The organism is Kitasatospora cystarginea (assembly GCF_039533515.1).
Taxonomy (GTDB): domain Bacteria; phylum Actinomycetota; class Actinomycetes; order Streptomycetales; family Streptomycetaceae; genus Kitasatospora; species Kitasatospora cystarginea.
Genome location: NZ_BAAATR010000059.1, coordinates 12,697 through 28,901 on the forward strand (window position 1 = coordinate 12,697; position 16,205 = coordinate 28,901).

Consider the following 16,205-nt stretch of genomic DNA (forward strand, 5'->3'; position numbering starts at 1 on the left):
AGTACTCCTGGCCCTGGGAGAACTACCAAGACCGAGCGGCCATGGCACGAGCGGCCTGGCCCGAGACCGTCCGAAGCGTGCCCATCGGCACCCACGTCACGGGCGAGGTCATCGGCCGACAGCCCTTCGGTGTCTTCCTCGCCATCGACGGCAGTCCCGACGCTGTCGGCCTCGCCAAGGTCACGGCCATGCCCAGTTGCCTGGACTTGCCCACCGTGGGCCGGCGCGTCTCCGGCGAAGTCATCTGGCACGCCGAGCACAACCACCAGGTGGGGATCACGCTCACCGAGTGGGCCCAGCATGAGGATCTCCTGCCCCGGTTTGCCAACCGTGCCGGTCAGGTCGTCACCGGACGCGTCACCAAGCTCGCGCCGATCGGAGCCTTCGTCCGCATCGCCGACTGCGTCGAAGGGCTCGTCCGTCCGGAGGACCTTCCAGGCGAGACCGTCGTGGAAGGGCAGGAGTTGCCGGTCACCATCCTCGGAGTTGATCTCGAACGACGTCGCATCCTCCTGTCCGCGACGTGTGGACGTTGACCAGGGCGACCAGATGCAGAAGTCGATCACCAACCTCAGCTCCTGGAGCGTTGAGGACGTCGAGGCTCACATGGCCGGGCTTCCACGCGGGCAGGAACTGGAGCGGATCCGCGTGGTTGCGCAGTCCCACGTCAACCGATCTTTGGAGCCGCGCGAGGTCCGTCTGCGCTGGGCCAAGCTCTCCCTGGCGGCGAACAAGCAGTTCCACGGCGACGAACCATGGTCGCAGACCCGCATGCGCTGCCAGGAGTTCCGCCTTCGTACTTGGGTCATCGAACATATCGGCCCGGACGCCGATCCCGACTGGAACCCTGACGCCCTGGCCGAAGACACCATCGCGGCGCTCTCGCTCCAACCGGGCCAGGCAGAGGCGACCGCCGCGAACTGGCGAGAGCTCCCGATCGAGCAGATCGGTGTTCTGCGCCGTCACAAGAACCTCACCGGCCACATCGACCGGTTGATGCCAAGCCTGCGGCCCGGACCGATTAAAGATCAACTCGCCGCGTGGGCTTCGGTGCGCGCGCACCTGCCTTGAGATCTAGCCCCGTACTTCGCAGGTCGCTGATTCAGTTCGGGCGGATGCTGCCCAGTGCCTGACCGCCGCCGACTGATCGCAGCGTCAGCTCAGCTCAGTGCGGCCTCGCCCGAGTGGACGGCGCGGATGGCGCGTTCGACAGTCTCTTGGTTTTCACCGACCGGGGCGACGTAGCCGATGACGTCGCGCGCGGCGTCTTCCCCGAGCACTCGGGTGATGACCCAGGTGGCGAGGTACTGGGATGCCAGGCAGCCGCCCGCCGTGGCGATGTTCCCCTCGGCGTGGAACGGTGCGTCCAGCACGGTGACGCCGCAGGCTTCGACGAAAGGGCGGCTCTTGATATCCGTGCAAGCGGGCATGCCCTTCAGGAACCCGAGCCGGGCGAGCACCAGCGCGCCCGAGCACTGCGAGCCGATCAGCTGTCGCGAGGGGTCGAGCTGCAGCGTGGAGATCAGCTGGTCGTCGGCGACCACGTCTTGTGTTTTCACTCCGCTGCCGATCAGGACGACGTCGGCCTCGGTCACGAACTCCATCGGGCGCTGCCCGGTCACCTCGACGCCGTTCATGGACGTGACCACCGGCGTCGGCGTTGTAATGAAGGCCTCCAGGCCGTCCTTGCGGCACCGGTTGATCAACGCGGAGGCGATGAAGCTGTCGAGTTCGTTGAAACCGTCGAAGGTGACCACGGCTACCTGCATCACAACTCCTTCAAGCACGAGATGTCTCAGTCTCTCCTGGCATGCCGTTCCGGGTCGAGATCCATTCAGCGGCGGGTGGATCGTGCCCGCCTTCGTCACTCATCGACTGACTCCATGTTCTCGCACGTCGCTGGTTCAGGTCTGTGGCCAGCGGGTTTGCCTGATGTCGACGTCGAGGAGGTCGAGGAGGTGGAGTTGGACGCCGCGGGTGATCTGGATGGTCGGCGGGTCGGTGATGTGACCGATGCGGAGGGTGAGTTCGCCGAGATGGTAGAGGATCATCCGGCCGGTGGGTCGCACCCGGCGGTTGTCCGGGTACAGGCCGGCCATGGTCTGCTGCGGCCCGAGAGCGCGTCTGGCCTGCCGCTCGATCAGGCTGAAGACAAGCAGGGCCAGGCAGATGACCTGGATCAGGGCCGCGACGCGGTGGTTGTGCTGGACGAAGACGGGAGTGACGGCGAGGGGTCCCTTGAAGTCCGCGTAGCGGCGCTCGACCGTGCCCTGGCCCTTGTACTGGATCAGGACCTGGGCCGGGTCGGCCTGGTTGGCGGTCAGCCAGGTGATCAACGCGTACCAGCCGTCGACCGCCGCTTCCGCGTTCAGGAGGTCCTGGTCGAAACTCCAGTCCAGAGACGGTTTCCCGTTCGTGCCGGTATCGGTGTGCCAGCGCAGGCAGGACGTCACACGGCGCTTCGCGGCGATCACGCCGACGCGGGCCGCCACCTTCTCGGCCGTGCTGTAGTAGCGCCCGCCGGCGGCCCGAGCTAGCGTATCGAGGTCCTCGCGTGCCCTGGTCAGACGTTTGTCACGCGCGGCCTTCTGGCCCGCGGCGTTGCCGGTGGAGTGGACCAGGATCCGGCGCAGCTTGAGGACCGGATCGCGCTTGCGGGGCCCGCCCATCGTGTGAGTGTCTTCCAAAACCCGGTAGACCTCCCGCTCGGCCGGGTCCTTGCCCGCCTCCCGGTCGGGCACCCAGTCGACGACCGCAGCCTGCTCCAGGTCGAGAGCCGCGTAGACCTCGTCCTTGACCTGCGAGGCCGGAACCGGGGCGATGAACGGCACCCGTGCCTCCAACAACGCGGCGATGTTGGCGTAGGAGACCAGCTTGGAGCCCGCAACGAGCAGGAACTTTCTGGGCGCGGTGATCTTCTGTAGGTCCTTCATCGCACCGACGACCTGGCCCACCTCGGCGGTCCCGCCGCCCAGGACCCGGGCGTGGACCGGGATCCCGCCGTCGCCGGTGACCGCGAGTCCGGCCTGGATCTGCTTCAGGTCCACCCGCCGATCCTTGGGGTGCCCGTATCCGATCAGCGGAAACGCGCAGTCCTGGTCCTGGTCCGGGTAGGCGCCCTGGACGGACATGCTGGTCATGTCCCAGTGCATCCGGCCCACGTCGATGCCGAACTCCGCGATCGCCCTGGCGCCGACTGTGCCGGCGATCTGCTCCAACTGCGGGGCGATCGCGTCCAGAGCTCGGGCGAGGCGGTCGTCGTTGAGCAGGCCGGGCTCCACACCGAAGACCTCCTCCACCGCCCAGGTCCGGGCCCAGTCCCCGACCCGTACCAACGGAGCGGGCGAGGTCAGCCGGTTCGCGATCAGCACCTCGATCACCTGTCCATGCGTCAGGTGGGCACTCGCACCTCCCGGGCACAGGGCATCGACGATCCCGGCCACGTCAAGCCGGCGCAGAAACTCGGCAGCGACAGGCAGAGCGCCCAGACGCTTCTCCACCACGGACACCACCGCGCACTCAAGGCGCTGACGCTGGGACCGCGACCGTGGGGACTGGGAAGTCATCGACATACCCAGTCAACGCCCCAACCCGATCCAGGGCACTACACCCAGCCACAGACCAGCCGAATCAACGACCTGCGAAGTACGGGGCTAGCCCATCCACCGGGCGATGGTCGACGCTGCCCGGCGCGGCCACTACCGAGCACCTCAGTGGTTGAAGCGCAGCTCCACCTCGACCTGGTCGCCGAGCCGGGACCGCAGGACCACCCGGCACCGGGTCCACTCGCTCGCGTGCGGGCACCGGCAGCTGCGCTCCTCCACGACCAGGGGCAGGCCGAAGCGGTCGTCGGTGAGCAGACCGACCACCAGGTCGTGCGGCAGCGCGTTGCCCCAGTGGCAGTTGAGCTCGAACGCCCACCGCTGCTCCGTGCCGTCGGCCGTCCGCCAACCAGTGAACCAGCGCAGTTCCTCGGTCCGGAACGCGGCGATGCGGCGCAGGAGTCCACTGGGCAGCCAGAGCGGGTGGGCGGGGTCTTTGAGGTGCCGGTACCAGCGGTCCAGATGCGCCTGCTCGTCGGGGGTCAGGGTGTCCTGCGACCCGCTCCATTGCGGAGTGGGGAGTGGCGGAGACCGTCACCGGCAAAACGGTCTGGGCCGAGATCGCACTGCCGACTGCTGTCGACGTACCCGAGCTCACCAGCATCAATACACCTCAACGGCAGTGACACACGAAGCCGAACGCCCGGTGACATATCAGCCGAACCTCACAGCGTCCGCCGCGTCCGGAGATCCGCATCCTGCGGTGGACGTGCGTCGATGCGATCGGAGAACGGTCGGCGCGGAGTCGCATACGCATGGTGAGATGATCAACTCCTAGTAGGACAGTCGATCTTGCTGGTCGTCCGGCAGGGCCCCTTGCCGGACGACCGGCTTCGAAATGCGGGGGGAACAGGCTTGACGACCAACCGATCCGTGCGCGGCGTGACCGTGCTCGCCACCGGGGCCTTGCTCTGGAGTTTCTGCGCGGCACCCGCCAGTGCGGACGCCGTGCGTGATTCGCAGTGGCCATTGCAGAACTACGGTGCGGCGGACCGCGTCTGGCCGGTCAGTCAGGGCGAGGGGGTGATCGTCGCTGTCATCGACAGCGGGGTGTCCGACCATCAGGACCTGAGCGGTCAGGTCCTGCCGGGAGCCGACTTCTCCGGCGGCATGTCGGACGGGCGCAAGGACACGGTCGGACACGGCACGAGCATGGCCGGCCTGATCGCCGGCCACGGGCACGGTGGCCAGGCCGGTGTGATGGGGCTGGCCCCCAAGGCGAAGATCCTCCCGGTCAAGGTCGACCTCGGCGACGGCAAGGGCAACCAGGACGCTCTCGACAACATGACCACGCACACCGACGTCGCCGACGCGGTGCGCTTCGCCGTGGACCACGGCGCGAAGGTCATCAGCATGTCGATAGGCGGCGAGACCGGGGACGACACGGCGGCACGCGAGGCGATCAGGTACGCCGTGGACAAGGACGTCGTCCTCGTCTCCGCCACGGGCAACAAGGGGGACACCGGGCACCCCGTGCAGTACCCGGCCGCCTTCCCCGGGGTCGTCGCGGTGGGAGCCGTGGACCGGCAGGGCCACGTATGGAACATGTCCGACAAGGGACCCGAGACCACCCTGGTGGCCCCGGGCGTCGATATCACCGATGCCACGGCCACGTCGTCCTCCAGCTACGGCAAAGGCAGCGGCACGTCGTCCTCCACCGCCTACGTCTCCGCCATCGCGGCCCTCATCCGGTCGAAGTTCCCCAACCTGTCGGCCGGGCAGGTCATCAACCGGATGATCAAGTCAGCGGTCGCGCCGCCCGACAAGTCGACGGTTCCGAACGACAGTTACGGCTACGGCATCGCCTCCGCCGCCGGGGCGCTGGCGCCCAACCCCACCGTCGACAACGGACCCAAGGAGAACCCGCTCCTCCACCGCGTCGAGTCGCACAAACCGGCCGGTGTCGACGATTCCGAGCCCTCCGCCTCCCCGTCGGCCGCGGCCTCCCCCGCGGGTAGCGGCACCGGCGGCGCCGGCACCGCCGCCAAGAACAGCAGCCGAGGTCCGCTTCTCGCGCTGGGCGGCGGGATCGCCGTCCTCGTGGTGGTGGTCGTCGTCGTTCTCGTGATACGCCGCGCCCGCCGGAGCGGCGGCGGCAGCGGCGGGCCCGGTGCGCCCGGCGCCGGCGCCGGACCGGCCGACTACATGACTCCGGCGCCGCAACCGCCGTTCGGGGGCGCAGCGCAGCAGCCGCCGTTCGGTGCGCCGGTGCCGCAACAGGGCTACGCCCCGGCCTACCCGCCGCAGCAGCCTCCGGCGGGCCCTCCCGCCGGGAACCCGTACCAGAGCTGAACACACCTGACCGCAGCCCCGCGCGACTCCCGACCTCTGAGGCATGGAAGACCCCGCGCCGCGGTGGCTTCCACCGGTGGCGGGCCCCAGGTGTGCGAATCGAGCGGCCCGGCAGTCACCAGAGACCAACTCCGGTTCCCGGCGTTCAGGGCCTGGTGAAACCTCACCGCGATGGGACCACCGCCTTGCAGTCCCACCCGCGACAGCGGCATCCCCACGAACGGCCTGACCCGGATAAACGGACGTATCGGCACAAACGTTGGACGGCTGGCGCATGGGCGTCTGAATTGCTTTGCGCGATGTGGTGCGGACAGACCACGATGTGCCACACCGAACAGAGGATCGAGCATGAATATTCGAGTGGACTACACGGCGGAACCCGAGGATCTCGCCGCGGCGGTGAGGGCGAATTTCCCATCCCCACCGATCCGTTGGGCCATCGCCGCGGCCTGGATCCTGCTGTCGCTGGCCTGCTTGGCAGCAGGTCTTGTTCTCTTCGCGATCGCGGCGCTCATCTGCGGCCTGCTGCAGATCCAGAACATCACGATCGTCACCAAGAAGCTCGCAGCCCGGGCCGCCCAGCGCTCAACCGGCCCGACGTCCGTCGCGATGACCGACGAGGAACTGGTCATCCGCACCCAATCCGGGGAGATGAGGATCGCCTGGCAATCGATCCTTCGGGTGGTGGAAAACCCCCTGGCCTGGACGTTGCTGGCGAAGTGGCAGGGCACGGCGGTATCCGCGACCGTCCTGAAAGCGGCTTTCACCGACGCCCAGACAGCCGAGGTCACGGCGGCGATCTCCCGGCTGACCAAGGCCAAGTTCAAGATCCGACAGACCAGGACCACCAAAGTCCCCGCCGGAGCCCGATAGCCCGCGAGTGGACCTGCCGAAGGCCGCTGGTACACCAATCTCGGCGGCGGTGGCGGCGTTTGCGGGCCGGGGCGAGGGCGGCCGGGGTGAGGATGGCGGTCGGGGCGGTGACGATGGCGGCGGCACGGCGCCACCCGGTCATGGTGATCACGGCCTACACGTACCGAGGCAGCGCCGGAGGCCGTCGGCGCCTGGCTGCGGGGGTTACTGCTGCTGGTCGTGGAACCGCTGTACCTGCTCGATCACCAGCGCGAGCTCGTTTGGCGTGGGGCGTGGCCCCAGGACGAGTGGCAGGTACGAGGCCAGCGCGTCGAGCGTGTCGTGCAGTTCCCGCAGAGCCGTCTCGTAGGCCCTGCGGCGCCGGCACTCCTCGATCCACTCCTCCGGGGCTTGCGGGCGCCGGTCCTCGCGGGCGGTTTCGAGGAAGTCGAAGGGCGCCCAGCGCTCCATGGCCAGTTGGGCCGCGCGGACGACCGCGTTGGCCGGCGCCGTCACCAAGCCTGGCATCACCGCTGTGGTCGGCTGTCCGGGCTCCCACAGCAGCCCGCGCTGGCTCAGCGCGTTGACCAGGGCGCGGTAGCGGGCGTCGGGCGGTCGCGGGTGTTCGCGAGGAGCGGGAGGTTCGCCTCCCGGTCGGGACGATAGTCGGTCAGGCGATCCAGCGCCGTCCCGGGTTGGGGCCGAACATCCGGTCGCCGATGAACTGCTCCAGCTCCGCCATCACCGCGAGCAGTGCCGTGTGCGCCTCGTGCAGGGCGGGGTCGACGAAGTCGACGATGTCGCGCCGCACCCGCCTGCAGGCCCACTGGAACGCCTCGACGACGGTGATGTGGATCGGGAAGTGCTCTGGGGCACGCAGTAGAGCCAGCCAGTGTTCCCGGTAGGGGAGCGCGGCCAGGACGCGGCCGGCCTTGGCGGCGTCGCCCAGCGAGACGATGTTCTTCTCGGGCACGGCGACCCTGGTACTGCCGCCGCCCGCTGTGTCCTTGCCGCCGCCGCTGCCGTTGTCGGCTGCGCTCCCGCGACCGTCGCCGCCGTTGTCGCGCTGACCGCCCCGCGTCCCACTGTTGCGTCCGCCGCCAGCGCCGTCGAGCCGGGCGACGCCCATGCCCTGACGCCGTTCGCGCGCGGCCAGTTGCCGCCGCTGCTCCCACTCTTGCGCGCTCCTGCGCCGCCAGCCCTGGTTCCGCTTCTCCGCCAAGGGCTCCAGCATCTCGACCAGGACGCGGAACACGGCAGGGTCGGACGGTACGGACCTGCCGTTGAACCAGTCGCTCAGCGACGTCTTCGGAAACGTCACCGACCGGCTCTTTTCGCCGATCCTGATGATCTCCTTCAGAGAGAGACTCGAGGCCTTCAGCAAGGCCTTCAGCTCCCACGCGAACTCCTCCGCCACGCCCCCCACTGCACCGCCCCCTCGTCCGGTCCGAACACCTGCCGAACCCTAGCCGAACCCTCTTCTACCAGGACGGCCATCCCGTTCGGCACCGCACCGGCTCGCCGGACCCCGCCCCGAACCACTGCAGTGCTCCTCGACCGCCCGGCACCATGCCGGACCGACCCGAGGAGCACCTGGATGAACAACCACCACGGCCCCGTCCTGCGCACCCTGCGCGACGTTGCCCACCACCCGGCCGCCACGACCGCGCTGCACCTGCTGCTTACCGCCGCAGCCGACACCACCGTCCGTGTCCTCCTGGACACCCTGCTGCGCTCCTGAACCCCACGTCGATGGTCTCGCTCTGGGTGGGGCCGAGCTCGGCAGTGCCTGCGAACTAACGTCGCACGGCCGGGTACCGCCCGGAACCGCCGGACCACAGGCATAGTGCCGACGGTGCAAGCGAGCTCGGCAGCGGGGTCGGCACTTTGGCGCCGTCGAGGTGGCGCTCGGGTACAAGGGTGAGGTCAAGCGGACCGTACACCTTGTTGCGGGCGCGGGTTCGAGTATGGCCGACGTCGCGCAGCAGTTGGCCTCCACCACGGTGGTGGAGGCCAACTGGGTATCAGACGGCGACGCCGCCCGATACCCAGCCAGATGGAATCGGATCAGGTGATGCTTCCCAGCCCGACATGGGCCATGTGCCAGATCTCCCGGCAACCTTGATGCCGTAGAAGACGGCTGTCACGAGCACCGCGCACCCGGCCGAGGTCCACGACGCCGGCGAGGCCGTGAAGGCGGAGGCCGACGCCGAGATCGAGGCCTGCTCCTTCCGGACGATCTGGCGGGTTCTGCGCGCGCTCGCGGCGCACGACGCCCGGGTGGTCGGCCGGATCACCGAGCGGCGCAGGCCTGCGCCGCCGCAGCCAGGTACCCGCCGGAGCCGTTCTGCCCGAAGACCCGGAAGTTGCTGCCGGTCAGCTCGGCGTTGTCGGTCCAGGCGCGGAGCCAGTCGGTGGTGTCCTCGGCGGAGAGGAAGGCGTCGAAGGACTCGAAGTCGATGCCCTCACCGCCGTCGTAGTCGAACGGCACCGCCAGCGTAACGGCCAGTGCGGTGGGGAACCGTCGATCATCGGTAGCTGTCTCGCGCAGAACCTACCCGGACCGCGTCGGTGGTGGGCCGTAGGGTGCGGAGGGTGACGACTTCCGATGCGTATGCCGGCGTGCCTGTGTCCGATGTTCTGCCGGATCCGTGGGTGGTGGTGCGGGGCACGGACCGGTCGTCGCTGGGCACGGGGTTCGGGACGGGTGAGGAACTGCCTGGGGTGCTGGCCCGGTTGCTCGGACCGGACCTGACGGTGAAGGAGGCCGTGCGGGCTCTCTGTGACCTTGAGCCGGTGCGGCACGGCTTCCGGCTGTACGAGGCGACCGCGCCGGCGGCCTTGTGCGTCGCGGCTGTCCTGGCCCGCCGCACGCAGCAGCGCCCCGGGGCGGCGGGCATGGTCTACGCGCAGTTGCTGGGATGGCTGGCCAGTGTTGCCCGTGACTTCGACACTGCTTGCACGGAGGCTGGCCAGCGGTACTACGACAAGGACTTCCTTGAAGGCTGCCCGGTGATTGCCGCCGTGCATGCTCTGAAGCCGCTGCTGTGCCCCGTTCCTCGACGATCCCGATGCCGACGTCGCCGAGACGGCGCTGTCCGGCGCCCTGGTGTTCGCTGAAAGGCGGGTCCCCCGGGTTCCTGCCCGGCACGGTCGATGAAGCCAGCCAGGCTCCACCTGCCCCTCCACCTGCCCCTGGCCCTACTACCGAGCCCGCCGCGCCGGCCGTGCCCGTCGGCAGCTCCGCTGCGGGGGTGTCGTTGGGGGTGCGGTTGTACGTTCCCGGCGCTCACGTGGTCGCGACACGCCAGCTGGGCGAGGTGACGGAGGCGCTCGCGCACACGGTCGCCGCGCGGGAGATCGCGTGCGTCTACGGGGATGCGGGGCAGGGCAAGACGGCCGCGGTCCACCAGGCCCTTGGCCTGCTGCCGCGCCGTCTGCCTGTCCGCCAAGCGCAGGTGGCGGTGAAGCCGGCCCTGCCGCAGCTGCGCGCCGCGCTGTGACCGCCTTCGGCCTGCCGGCGACCGCGCTGACGAACCGCACGGATGCGGCCGACCGCGCGCTCATCGACGCCTTCAGGTCCCCGGGTGTGGTGCTGATCGACGACGTCCAGCGCATCGCCGCTCCCGAACTCGACTACCTGCGCCTGCTGGCCGACGCCCCGACCACGCAGACCTCGCTGGTGCTGTGTGGGGCCGGTGCCGAGCGCACTCTGGCCCGAGCCCCGACCTTGGCTTCACGGGTGCTGACCTGGCAGCACGTCCCCCGCCTGGAGGCCTCCCAGGTGCCCGCCGTGCTGCGCCTGTTCCATCCGCTGTGGCATACCGCGGTCGACGCCGATCTGCTGCACGTGGACGAGACCTGTGCGCGGGGGAACTTCCGGACCTGGGCAAAGATCACTTCCCACGCCTACGCGGCGCTGGACCAGCGCCCCGGCACCGGTGCCGATGGCGCGCTGCTCTCCAGGGCGTGCTCCCGGCTCGGCCCCAACCTCTGACCCCGCTACCCCGGTCGCTGCGCCGGCCGCCACCGCGCTGCCGTGCCGACTGCCACCGCATGCGGAAAGGACACAGGTGAACATCCCGACCCACGACGCCGCCGCCACCGTCGTGGCGCCTGCGCTGGCCGAGGCCGAGCTCGCCCTTGGCACTGTGTCGTTGAATGCCCTGCGCGGACCGGCTGTGCGCCGTCTGCTCGCCCTGCGCGCCGAGCACCAACTCACCCGCGCGCACGTCCACACCACGGCGCAGTGCCTGGCGGTCTCCGACCGGACGGTGTGGCGGTGGCTGGCCGAGGCCACCGTCGCACCGGAGACCGCCGAACGCCCCGGAGCGCGGGACAGCGACCGGTTCGAGATCACGCCGCAGATCCGGGTGCTGCTCGCGTACTGGCGCGGCAACGCTTCCGCGGTCCACCGCGAGCTCCTCGCCCGCGCCGACCTCGCCATCGCGGCGTGATCCGCGACCGGGCGTCGGCCGTCACCGTCACCGTGCGGGAGCTCACCTACCGGGCGGGCATACGCCTCGTTGCCCCGGTCGGTCAGAGCGAGCGCGCCTCCGCAGCGGCCACGACGCCAGGCGCGGGATCGACCTGACGCTTAGTCTGGCAGGTTCGCGAGCCCGGTCGGCAAGGGTCAGCTCTGCCTGCGGTTGCCGGATGGGCGGGCGGTGTCGAGGGCGTCGCGCAGGGCGTACAGGTCGGCGATGGTTGCCAGCTCGGCGAAGCGGGCCAGCAGTCGGCGGACGGTGCGGTCGTCACCGTCGTGCACGGCCTCGGTGATCGCCTCGATCAAGGCCGTCTGCTCGTCCCGGACCGTCTCCGGTGCCACGGAAGCCGGGTGTCCCACTGCCGCCTCCCTGCGCGGTGCCGCTCGCTGTTTCGGGCGCGAGGCGGCGGCTCGGGGGGTTGCCGCCGCCGCGCAGCGGAAGACTACCTCCCTTCTTGCCTCCGCAAAATCTATGCTCGCCGGAGTAGACATTGCTCGCGGACGGGTCTAATGTTTCTCTTGTAGACAGCAGTCGGCGATACCGGCCAGACACGAACTGGCCGGGGTTGTTGGACAGAAGTTCGCAGTTCGGTCCGGCAGTGGAGTTCCGAAGCCAGGCAGTTGCAGGACGGCGACGGGACTGGCTGCCGGACCGGGCGGCCCGCAGGCATCAGGGGCCGCCACCAGCGGTACCAGTAGTACGCAGTTCAGTGAGTGCAGTACCGGCAGTCGCTAGACAGGCAAGACCTCGGCAAAGGCGCCCAGACTGCGGGCGCGCGTGCCGAGGGGTCCGGGCAGTGGGGTTCCAGGCCAGCGCGGTGCAGGACGGCCGGCGGGGCTGGCTGCCGGACCAGGTGGGCCGTCACGGCCACCGACCAGCAGTACGCAGTTCAGCAGGTGCAGTACCAGCAGTACGAAAGTGACAGTTCAGTACAGAGGATGAACGGAGGGCGCAAGCGCCATCAGGATCGCCCGGCCCGTGGGGTAGCTGTTTTTCGTCCGGGCGGACACCGCAGACCTCCCTCAAGGACTGAAGGACGGTGGTTTCCGGTCACGCATACGCGATCCCCGCACACCCCATCCCCCGGGGCAGTGCGGAAGTAACAGGACCGGCCCCAGGCCGGTAGATGGTGTTGTTCCCCTTCGGGGCCCCGGAGCCGACACGGCGCCGGGGCCCCTCGACGCGTTCTCCCCGAGAACCAGAGAGGTGCAGTGACTACCACGGCCAGCTCCGACACACCCGACAAACTCGACGACGACGACTACCCCGCCTACACCATGGGCCGCGCCGCCGAGATGACCGGCACCACCCCCGGCTTCCTGCGAGCCCTCGGCGAACACCGCCTCATCACCCCCCTGCGCTCCGACGGCGGCCACCGCCGCTACTCCCGCTACCAACTACGCATCGCCATGCGCGCCCGCGACCTCGTCGACCAGGGCACCCCCATCGAAGCCGCCTGCCGCATCGTCATCCTCGAAGACCAACTCGAGGAAGCCCTGCGCCTCAATGAACAACTCCGTCGCTCCCAGCGCGCCCAGGAGCCCACCGCGGACACCTGACCGGCAATCTGGCCTACAGCCGCGGGCGAAACCGGCACGGTCAAGTCCTGGGCAACCGAGATGAAGTTCCCGCTGCCGGGCGAGCGCGGCCAGACCCCTGTCGAAGGCGCTCGGATTCCCGGCACCGGACTTCCGCTCGCTCGCGGTGCCCTACGCCCGGCGACGCCGTGGGCGGCAACGGGCACCGCGCACCGGCCCGCCTTCGGGCCGCCCCTGAGCGAAGCCCGCAACGCGGCTGCCGAGATGATCTGCCACACCTTCGAGGCCCCGCTGGAGCTGGCCCCTCAGCCCCAGCTGACCGCTGAGCTCGACCCCAACGCCGTCCAGGAGCTACGCCGCTGACAGAGCAAGATGGTCAAGCTGGCCGCCGCCACCGGCCGCTACCCGCTCGCGGTGGCCACCGACTGCGTCGTCTACCCGGCCGTCGGCCCCTCCCCGCTCGACGTCCTGCCCTACGGCCCGGACGGCAAGCCCGCCGTCATCCTCGGCCCGAACGGGCAAGCCGATCACCGGCCTGCCCCGCCTCGGCGTCTCCCCCGGCCACGTCAAGCACGAGGGCTCCAAGCCCCTCGCGGAGGTGCTGGAGCTGATGGCTGACGGCGTGAACCCCGGCCGCCACGTCAAGGGCAACACCGTCGCCGACGACCAGTAGCCCGCCCCGGCCGGGCCGGTACTCGAGTACCGGCCCGGCCTCGCCCACCACCACGACCGCCAGCAGTGGCCGCCCGCCCGGCGGCAGGGAAGGAACACCACCGTGAGCCGCGAGTTCGACGAAGGCCTGGAGCGTGCCGAGCGCACCCGCCCGATCCCGCAGTCCACCGCCGCCCGGATGCGGTTCCTGCTCAAGGGCGCCAAGGGCTCCACCAAGAAGCTCGCCCTGGACCTCGGCGTCAGCCAGCGCACCGTCCAGCGCTGGCTCAAGGGCCAGGGCAACCCGAAGCCCGCCGCCGCCAAGCAGATCGAGACCAAGCTCCGCGCCACGTGGTAGCCCAAGGTCAAGGAGCGCGTACGGCGGGCCGCCGAGCAGAACGGCTTCACCCTCCACCTGTCCGCCACGTTCGGCTACAGCGCCGCCGGCGGCAGCACCGACGCCCCCCGCCCGCGCATCATCAGCCAGAAACTGCCCGGCGACGTCGCCCGCCGCCTGTACGCGGCCCACGACGCCGGAGCCAGCCAGGCCGACCAGGAGCAGATCATCGCCGACGCCCTCGGCGAGCACTACTTCCGCCAGGGCGGCCGGGCCCGCGGCCTCGACGCCGAGGTCAACTCGGTCGAATGGATGGACATCGAGCTGTGAACCCGGCACCCCGATCCCAGGAGACCACGTGAGCGCCGAGTACCTGATCGACGGCCAGCCCGTGTACGCGCCAGCCTTCGGCCGTCCCGGCGGGGTGCTGTACCGGGCCGTCGTCCAGGGCCGCAGCACAGTGCCGTGGGCAGGGTGCTGCCAGGCGCACCGTCTCGACGAGGACCGGCTGCTGTTCGCCGACGAGATCGGCACCGGCCGGCTCTGCGCCCCGACCGGCTGCACCGGCAGACCGAACCGGGGACGCGGCGGCCCGCCAACGCACCGCTGACAGCCTCCGCACAGCTTCATGTCGCCAAAAACACCCGTCCCGACCGCCCAGAGCGGCCGGGACTTTCTATTTTCGCCGCCCTACGCGTGAATTCACGGTCGAAATACGAAAGGACCCGAATCGAGCGAGTAGCACCACTACACCGGCGAGCACGGCCAGCCGCCCCCGCCGGCGCCCATCCTCCAGGATCTGATGAGCGGCGAGCCGATGATCCCGGCCGCCGCCGTCACCGCCCTGCCCCGCACCACCGTCGCCGGCCAGGACGGCCCCGCCTGCTGACCACCCGATCTCTGTCGGCAGCCACGGCGACCGAAGATCCACCAGTGGGCCGGGAGCAGCCCGGCCCGCGACGCGACGGAGGGGAAGCCCACGATGCCCGAGATCTTCAAGGAGAGCGGCAGGAACCTGCCGCACCACGAGTACATCACGCAGGTCGTCACCGCACTGGAGGCATCGGGCGCGACCCCGATGTCTGGTGGCTGGAGGAAGGCCCCGCCGACGGCCCCGCTCTGCAGGCGATGCTGGGCTGGGGCGCCGGGAACCACGACCGCCAGGGCGATCCTGACGCCCCCGACGCCGACCTGGTGCTCACCGTGAACTGGGACAGCACCGACGGCTGGTCGTACGGCTGGGACAACGAATCCATTCCCGACGGCTCCGGCGCGCTGGTGGCGCTGGGCGTGCCCGCCGACTCCGACCCCGCCATCCTGGCCAGGGTCCTGGAGCACGTGATGGACGACGAGAACGACCCGGCCCGATGGGAAGGGGCCGACCGACTGTATGAAGCAGTCCTCCAGATTTGGCAGGGCGACAGCTGAAGCCGCCGCCCTCGGCAACGGGTGAGCTTCCCCCGGCGTGCGGGAGGTGCTGATCAGCTGGTCAGAAGGGGTTGGCGGGGTTTCAGGTTCACTTGTTCGGCCGTCGCGTGGTTGGCGTAGTGCTTCTCCTCGTATTCGATGGGGCTGAGGTAGCCGAGTCGTTTCTGGATGCGGCGGGGGTTGTAGAACCCGTCGAGGTACTCGAAGAGCGCGAGGTTCGCCTCGGCGCGGGTGTCGAAGACGCGGCCGCGGATGCACTCGGTCTTGATCACGCTCGGCGCGGCGCCTGGCCAGGCCGGCGCGGACCGGGTAGAACCCTTCCTCTTCATCGATCCAGTCGAACCGGTTATCCTGAATGTCCATCGCGCATACATACCAGGCGTTCCCGACATCGAGGCGGGCCCCGGCCGCGTCTTGTCAGGGAGGCTGCCCAGGCCCGCGGCCACAAGCTATCGGCGCCCTGACCCAGCCTCCTGCGGACACTCCGCCCAGATCCGGCAGGTCACCCGATCAGTGGCTCCCAAACTCGCCGAAGTGGCCCCCGAACTCACCGAAGAACACCCTCCATGAACGAGTACACCGCCGCCACGAACGGCCTAGATTTGGCTCCCGTTCACACCGGAGCCGTGGCTCTCATATGACCCGACAAAATCACGCCAAAAAGCCCGGGCCGGACCGAGCCGATCGTACGAACACAGGCCGGCCCGCGCGGGGGAATCCAGAAACCTTGCTGCGCTGAGGCAGGCGCGGCGCCTGGCCAGGCCGGCGGCGGCGCCGGCTGATCGCATGGGCCCGGTCCAGGAGTGAGCAGCGCTCCTGGACCGACTCCTCCTGGCCCGTGGGTGCCGTTCGAGGCGTGTCCACACCCGGACCGGGGAGCAGCATTCCGGGGCCGGGCAGCTGGTACACCGTTGGTGTACCTGAGCTTCCCCCGAGATGCGGCGGATGGTGACAGCGGGTCAGATGGGCCTCATGAGAGGACCCGAGGCCATGGCCGCCCCGAAGAAGTACCCGCAGG

Annotated in this window: 21 protein-coding genes and 2 pseudogenes; 15 read left to right on the forward strand and 8 right to left on the reverse strand. The window is 69.7% G+C overall.

The genetic code is table 11. The annotated features are described in order from the left end of the window. Positions 1–77 precede the first annotated feature (77 nt). Positions 78–536: a S1 RNA-binding domain-containing protein gene (locus ABD369_RS36840; RefSeq protein ID WP_344641008.1), complete on the forward strand. Its 459-nt coding sequence runs from the start codon at positions 78–80 to the stop codon at positions 534–536. A 13-nt stretch (positions 537–549) separates the two neighbouring features. Continuing rightward, positions 550–1,071 carry a hypothetical protein gene (locus tag ABD369_RS36845; protein WP_344641009.1) on the forward strand — a complete coding sequence of 174 codons (522 nt, stop codon included), beginning with the start codon at positions 550–552 and terminating at the stop codon, positions 1,069–1,071. Between the two features lie 89 nt (positions 1,072–1,160). On the opposite strand, the gene ABD369_RS36850 is transcribed toward ABD369_RS36845, so the two are convergent. From ABD369_RS36850 to ABD369_RS36860, 3 genes are all read right to left on the reverse strand, one after another. Next, positions 1,161–1,769, reverse strand: coding sequence for a DJ-1/PfpI family protein (locus ABD369_RS36850; protein WP_344641010.1), 609 nt, complete (start codon positions 1,767–1,769; stop codon positions 1,161–1,163). Between the two features lie 135 nt (positions 1,770–1,904). Beyond that, positions 1,905–3,500: an IS1634 family transposase gene (locus tag ABD369_RS36855; RefSeq protein ID WP_344641011.1), complete on the reverse strand. Its 1,596-nt coding sequence runs from the start codon at positions 3,498–3,500 to the stop codon at positions 1,905–1,907. A 210-nt stretch (positions 3,501–3,710) separates the two neighbouring features. Further along, a complete protein-coding gene (locus tag ABD369_RS36860; RefSeq protein WP_344641012.1) occupies positions 3,711–3,869 on the reverse strand; it encodes a hypothetical protein in 159 nt (52 codons plus the stop codon). A gap of 588 nt (positions 3,870–4,457) precedes the next feature. Here ABD369_RS36860 and mycP point away from each other — a divergent pair. Continuing rightward, entirely contained in the window at positions 4,458–5,894 is a 1,437-nt protein-coding gene (mycP, locus tag ABD369_RS36865; RefSeq protein ID WP_344641013.1) for a type VII secretion-associated serine protease mycosin, read from the forward strand. 348 nt (positions 5,895–6,242) lie between these two features. Continuing rightward, complete coding sequence (locus ABD369_RS36870) at positions 6,243–6,767, forward strand: YcxB family protein (protein WP_344641014.1); 525 nt, start codon at positions 6,243–6,245, stop codon at positions 6,765–6,767. A 204-nt stretch (positions 6,768–6,971) separates the two neighbouring features. On the opposite strand, the gene ABD369_RS36875 is transcribed toward ABD369_RS36870, so the two are convergent. Continuing rightward, positions 6,972–7,274, reverse strand: coding sequence for a hypothetical protein (locus tag ABD369_RS36875; protein WP_344641015.1), 303 nt, complete (start codon positions 7,272–7,274; stop codon positions 6,972–6,974). A 142-nt stretch (positions 7,275–7,416) separates the two neighbouring features. Then, positions 7,417–8,067, reverse strand: a complete 651-nt coding sequence (locus tag ABD369_RS36880) for a hypothetical protein (RefSeq protein ID WP_344641016.1) — start codon at positions 8,065–8,067, stop codon at positions 7,417–7,419. Positions 8,068–8,343: 276 nt separating this feature from the next. On the opposite strand from ABD369_RS36880, the gene ABD369_RS36885 reads away from it, so the two are divergent. Then, complete coding sequence (locus ABD369_RS36885) at positions 8,344–8,487, forward strand: hypothetical protein (protein ID WP_344641017.1); 144 nt, start codon at positions 8,344–8,346, stop codon at positions 8,485–8,487. 582 nt (positions 8,488–9,069) lie between these two features. On the opposite strand, the pseudogene ABD369_RS36890 reads toward ABD369_RS36885, so the two are convergent. Beyond that, positions 9,070–9,297, reverse strand: a pseudogene (locus ABD369_RS36890) (SMI1/KNR4 family protein); the annotation flags it as partial. Between the two features lie 44 nt (positions 9,298–9,341). On the opposite strand from ABD369_RS36890, the gene ABD369_RS36895 reads away from it, so the two are divergent. The 4 genes from ABD369_RS36895 (at position 9,342) to ABD369_RS36910 (ending at position 11,203) form a co-directional block, all read left to right on the forward strand. Beyond that, positions 9,342–9,866, forward strand: a complete 525-nt coding sequence (locus ABD369_RS36895; RefSeq protein ID WP_344641019.1) for a hypothetical protein — start codon at positions 9,342–9,344, stop codon at positions 9,864–9,866. A 146-nt stretch (positions 9,867–10,012) separates the two neighbouring features. Continuing rightward, positions 10,013–10,249, forward strand: coding sequence for a hypothetical protein (locus tag ABD369_RS36900; RefSeq protein WP_344641020.1), 237 nt, complete (start codon positions 10,013–10,015; stop codon positions 10,247–10,249). Then, positions 10,246–10,743 carry a P-loop NTPase family protein gene (locus ABD369_RS36905; RefSeq protein WP_344641021.1) on the forward strand — a complete coding sequence of 166 codons (498 nt, stop codon included), beginning with the start codon at positions 10,246–10,248 and terminating at the stop codon, positions 10,741–10,743. The genes ABD369_RS36900 and ABD369_RS36905 overlap by 4 nt, the downstream gene beginning before the upstream one ends. A gap of 76 nt (positions 10,744–10,819) precedes the next feature. After that, positions 10,820–11,203, forward strand: a complete 384-nt coding sequence (locus ABD369_RS36910) for a hypothetical protein (protein WP_344641022.1) — start codon at positions 10,820–10,822, stop codon at positions 11,201–11,203. Positions 11,204–11,379: 176 nt separating this feature from the next. On the opposite strand, the gene ABD369_RS36915 is transcribed toward ABD369_RS36910, so the two are convergent. After that, positions 11,380–11,592, reverse strand: coding sequence for a hypothetical protein (locus ABD369_RS36915; RefSeq protein WP_344641023.1), 213 nt, complete (start codon positions 11,590–11,592; stop codon positions 11,380–11,382). A 918-nt stretch (positions 11,593–12,510) separates the two neighbouring features. On the opposite strand from ABD369_RS36915, the gene ABD369_RS36920 reads away from it, so the two are divergent. The 6 genes and pseudogenes from ABD369_RS36920 to ABD369_RS36940 all read left to right on the forward strand — a co-directional run bounded on the left by ABD369_RS36920 (position 12,511) and on the right by ABD369_RS36940 (position 15,187). After that, positions 12,511–12,792 (forward strand): helix-turn-helix domain-containing protein, encoded by a 282-nt coding sequence (locus tag ABD369_RS36920; protein WP_344641030.1) that lies wholly within the window; start codon positions 12,511–12,513, stop codon positions 12,790–12,792. A gap of 60 nt (positions 12,793–12,852) precedes the next feature. Continuing rightward, positions 12,853–13,134, forward strand: a complete 282-nt coding sequence (locus ABD369_RS36925; RefSeq protein WP_344641024.1) for a hypothetical protein — start codon at positions 12,853–12,855, stop codon at positions 13,132–13,134. A gap of 412 nt (positions 13,135–13,546) precedes the next feature. Next, a complete protein-coding gene (locus ABD369_RS36930) occupies positions 13,547–13,780 on the forward strand; it encodes a helix-turn-helix domain-containing protein (RefSeq protein ID WP_344641025.1) in 234 nt (77 codons plus the stop codon). 12 nt (positions 13,781–13,792) lie between these two features. Continuing rightward, positions 13,793–14,089 (forward strand): annotated as a pseudogene (tpg, locus tag ABD369_RS41370) (telomere-protecting terminal protein Tpg); the annotation flags it as partial. 28 nt (positions 14,090–14,117) lie between these two features. Then, positions 14,118–14,369: a hypothetical protein gene (locus tag ABD369_RS36935; protein WP_344641026.1), complete on the forward strand. Its 252-nt coding sequence runs from the start codon at positions 14,118–14,120 to the stop codon at positions 14,367–14,369. Positions 14,370–14,887: 518 nt separating this feature from the next. Further along, entirely contained in the window at positions 14,888–15,187 is a 300-nt protein-coding gene (locus ABD369_RS36940) for a hypothetical protein (protein ID WP_344641027.1), read from the forward strand. A gap of 53 nt (positions 15,188–15,240) precedes the next feature. Here ABD369_RS36940 and ABD369_RS36945 read toward each other — a convergent pair whose 3' ends face one another. Continuing rightward, the gene (locus ABD369_RS36945) at positions 15,241–15,459 is read right to left on the reverse strand and encodes an IS3 family transposase (RefSeq protein ID WP_344641028.1); all 219 of its coding nucleotides are present in this window, start codon (positions 15,457–15,459) and stop codon (positions 15,241–15,243) included. Between the last annotated feature and the right edge of the window lie 746 nt (positions 15,460–16,205).

What these genes read in the sequence shown, in the direction of transcription:
- ABD369_RS36845 (WP_344641009.1), top strand. Translation starts at nt 550, where the DNA reads ATGCAGAAGTCGATCACCAACCTCAGCTCCTGGAGCGTTGAGGACGTC.
- ABD369_RS36850 (WP_344641010.1), bottom strand. Translation starts at nt 1,769, where the DNA reads ATGCAGGTAGCCGTGGTCACCTTCGACGGTTTCAACGAACTCGACAGC.
- ABD369_RS36870 (WP_344641014.1), top strand. Translation starts at nt 6,243, where the DNA reads ATGAATATTCGAGTGGACTACACGGCGGAACCCGAGGATCTCGCCGCG.
- ABD369_RS36875 (WP_344641015.1), bottom strand. Translation starts at nt 7,274, where the DNA reads ATGCCAGGCTTGGTGACGGCGCCGGCCAACGCGGTCGTCCGCGCGGCC.
- ABD369_RS36885 (WP_344641017.1), top strand. Translation starts at nt 8,344, where the DNA reads ATGAACAACCACCACGGCCCCGTCCTGCGCACCCTGCGCGACGTTGCC.
- ABD369_RS36920 (WP_344641030.1), top strand. Translation starts at nt 12,511, where the DNA reads ATGGGCCGCGCCGCCGAGATGACCGGCACCACCCCCGGCTTCCTGCGA.
- ABD369_RS36925 (WP_344641024.1), top strand. Translation starts at nt 12,853, where the DNA reads ATGAAGTTCCCGCTGCCGGGCGAGCGCGGCCAGACCCCTGTCGAAGGC.
- ABD369_RS36940 (WP_344641027.1), top strand. Translation starts at nt 14,888, where the DNA reads ATGCTGGGCTGGGGCGCCGGGAACCACGACCGCCAGGGCGATCCTGAC.